The sequence below is a fragment of the Erwinia sp. genome (assembly GCF_031978025.1).
Classification (GTDB): domain Bacteria; phylum Pseudomonadota; class Gammaproteobacteria; order Enterobacterales; family Enterobacteriaceae; genus Erwinia.
This window is the reverse complement of sequence record NZ_DALZCD010000203.1, coordinates 4548-7990: the sequence shown is the minus strand read 5'-3', so window position 1 is coordinate 7990 and position 3443 is coordinate 4548. Positions and strand designations below refer to the sequence as shown.

The window sequence follows — 3443 nt, the reverse complement described above, 5'->3', positions numbered from 1 at the left end:
ATCGGTTTCAGCACTGCCGGATCGCGCGGATATTTACTGCCAACCTCACTGCCGGTAAAGCCAGCCAGCGCCATCTCGCTGACGATTTGCTGGAAGGTATTTTCTGCGCCCAGCTCCGGCATATCGTCGTTGGTCCAGCCTATTGGGGCTATTGCCAGCTTTACATTCTCTTTGTTCATGGTGGTGCCTCAGCGGTCTGTCATTAAGGTGGCACGGCGCGCCTGCCTGGGGCTTTCCGCGCGTAGGGTTAGCAAGGTGCGACTGACGGTTAGCGAAGCAGTTCGCGCTCGATCAGTTCACGGGTTTCCACTGCCTGATATTTCATTTTTTCCGGATAACCAAACAGCGAAGCGGCCACTATGGCTTCGCCGCCGACCTTAAAGGTCCGGTTGGCAAAATCCATCTCGCGTAGGGTTTTAAACAGCGTATCGAAATCTACTTCGCCTTCGCCCACACCCACATGCTGATGGATAGTGGCATCCACGCCCGGTGGGTTAACAATGTAGCGGCAGTGTTTGGTATGGTTCATGGTGTCAGCGATCAGCACATGTGAAAGGTCGCCGCTGGCGTATTCCAACATGCTTTTTACGTCGCCTTTGCCTTTGTCATAGAAGAAGGTGTGCGGCACGCTGTAGAGATATTTGACGTTTTCGCTGCGGAACGACTTCACCAGGTCGGCGGTTTCGTTGTTCTCCTCGCAGAAATCCCACGGATGAGACTGAATTTCAATGCGGATGCCCTCCCGCTCAACGATGGGCAGCAGCTCTTCCATCGAGCGATAAAACATCTCTTCGCAGATCTCCGGTTCGTTCGGCGTACCGGAAAGCTCGGTGTTAATTACCTGAACCCCCGTTTCCACCGCGATTTCAATCATACGCTTCCAGTTGCGTACGGCCGCCTGCCGACGAGCCTCATCCGGGCCTGACCAACGGTAAACCACGATATAGGAAGAGATTTCCAGTCCGGTTTCCCGCAGTGCGTTTTTATATTCGGTAATGATTTCCCGGCTGGCTTTAGGATGTTTATAAAACGGATTAATCTGTGGGTGCGGCGACTGCTCAATATATTTGTAGCCCCACTCTGCCACCTGGTGAACCATTTTAGTGATGCCTAAATCTTTAATGACATCCACATCAAAGGCAATCTTCATCAGTTTCTCCCTGCTCATCGTCTGGTAGCCCCTGAGCCTGCGCAGAGGGGCCGATCGATATTATTTGTTGTAAAACGCCGGACGCGGCGGCAGCTCAACGGTTTCAATCGCCCCGCTTTCCTGTGCCTTCAGGCAGGCATCCGCTGCGACGGAGGCCGCATAGCCATCCCAGGCGGAAGGACCTTGCAGCTGGCCAGCCGTGACGTCGTTGATAAATGCCTGTAGCTCAATGTCATAGGCATCAATAAAGCGATCCTTCCAGTCAGTGAGAATGGCAGTGGACAACTTCGCCTCTTTGCGAAGCTGAACCGAGGCCGGCTCCGGCAGTCTTGCAATGCCGGTTTCGCCCACAACTTCGCACTGGATGTCGTAGCCATAGGCACAGTTAACAAAAATTTCGACGTCAATGCGCACGCCTTTCTGCGTTTCAAACAGCACAATTTGCGGATCGCGCAGCTTCGCATGGGTGTTTTTAGTGTCGCGAGGAAAAACAACCTGAACGGTTTTATAATCGTCCTCGGTCAGCCAGCGCAGCACGTCCAGTTCATGAATTAGCGTGCTGGTGATCGCCATATCAGTGGTGTAACTTTCCGGTACCGTTGGGTTGCGGTGGGCACAGTGCAGCATCAGCGGCTCGCCGATATCACCGTTGGTGATGACCTGCTTCAGCGCGCGGTAGCCGGTATCGTAAGGGCGCATAAAACCAACCTGCACCAGACGCTTGCCGTGGGCAATTTCCGCCTCTACGACGCGGCGGCACCCTTCGGCGGACAGCGCCAACGGCTTTTCGCAGAACACCGGCTTGCCCGCTGCGATGGCCGCAAGCGTGAATTCTTCATGCGTGGGGTCCCAGGACGTGACGATAAGCGCGTCCACGTCAGAAGAGCGGATCACATCGTGGCCGTTAGCATAGACTTCAGCCTCCAGCCCCAGACGGCTGACCACGCCTTTAGCGCCTTCAATATTAATATCGGAGACAGCCACCACTTTCGCGCCCTGCAATACTTTGCTGCAGCGACGAATATGTTCCTGACCGATTGCACCGGTGCCGATTACGCCAAGTTTCAGTGTCATAACTACTCCGTTCGAATGTAGGGTATAGGGGAGTTTTCCGGACGGGAAAAACCCCATCCGGTTCAGGCCACAGAGACAGAATTAGTATTTACGTGCCTGGTCGAGATGCTCGTTTAGCATCCTTGCCACGGCATTAATGCGCTCGGACTGCGATACCTGTGCGCCGCCCACATGCCACCAGCTGAAATATTTATGCACCATGGTTTTTGGCAGCACTTTAATATCAATCAGCGTGGAGACAGGTGACTGCCGGGCTTCCTCCAGCGCCTGCTTCAGCTGCGCCAGCGTGGTAACGCGCCAGGTTTTACAACCATAACCGGCGGCGATGGCGGCAAAATCTACCGGGATCAGGCCGCCGTCCAGCTTGCCGCCCTCAGCATTGCGGAAGCGGAACTCGGTCGTGAAACTGTCCATCCCGTGTTCCATTTGCAGGTTATTGATGCAACCGTTGGTCATGTTGTCGAACAGCAATACGTTGATTTTGGCGTTCTCCTGAAGAGAGGTCACCAGTTCGGAGTGCAGCATCATAAAAGAGCCGTCGCCCACCAGGGTGTAGACCTCACGGTGCGGCTCGGCCAGCTTCACGCCCAGCGAGGCATTCACCTCGTAGCCCATACAGGAATAGCCGTATTCGACGTGATAGCTGTTGTAATCTTTATTGCGCCATACGCGCTGCAGATCGCCCGGCAGGCTACCGGCAGCGGCAACGATTACCGCATCCTTTGGGAGGTTTTCATTCAGCGTGCCCAGCACGCTGCTCTGCGTCAGGAATGAATCCGTCAGCCGGTTGAATTCGGCGAAAACGGCTTCGCGATCCAGACGATCGTCAATCTCCGGTATAAAACCGTCGCTGTTGTAGACCGCCTGATAAACGCGCTGCGTTTCCTTCAGAAGCTTGCTCTGGGCCTGCGCAATTTTTTCTCCCCAACCACTGGCGAAACCCTGCGTGGTCAGTCGGTTGTCCAGCGCAGTAAGCGCCTCGCGCGCATCGGCAACCACCTGTACGCCGTCCAGCTTCCAGGCGTCAAAACTGCTGACGTTAATATTGAGATAGCTGACGTCCGGGTTCTGAAAGATCCATTTTGAAGCGGTAGTGAAATCGGTGTAGCGCGTGCCGACACCAATCACCAGATCGGCTTCTTTCGCCAGCAGGTTGGCCGCCAGACAGCCCGTTTCGCCCACGCCGCCAACCTTCAGCGGGTGATCGGAAAGGATCGTG

At 55.0% G+C, this 3443-nt stretch carries 3 protein-coding genes and 1 pseudogene; all 4 read right to left on the bottom strand.

The features are described from left to right. A pseudogene (locus RTK32_RS15560) lies at window positions 1-179 on the bottom strand (myo-inosose-2 dehydratase); the annotation flags it as partial. An 89-nt stretch (window positions 180-268) separates the two neighbouring features. Further along, on the bottom strand, window positions 269-1150 hold the full coding sequence (locus tag RTK32_RS15555) for a sugar phosphate isomerase/epimerase family protein (RefSeq protein ID WP_312045548.1): 882 nt from the start codon (window positions 1148-1150) through the stop codon (window positions 269-271). Window positions 1151-1210: 60 nt separating this feature from the next. Then, entirely contained in the window at window positions 1211-2224 is a 1014-nt protein-coding gene (locus tag RTK32_RS15550; RefSeq protein WP_312045546.1) for a Gfo/Idh/MocA family oxidoreductase, read from the bottom strand. 81 nt (window positions 2225-2305) lie between these two features. Beyond that, on the bottom strand, window positions 2306-3443 hold a 1138-nt coding region (locus tag RTK32_RS15545; protein ID WP_312045544.1), incomplete at its 5' end, for a thiamine pyrophosphate-dependent enzyme.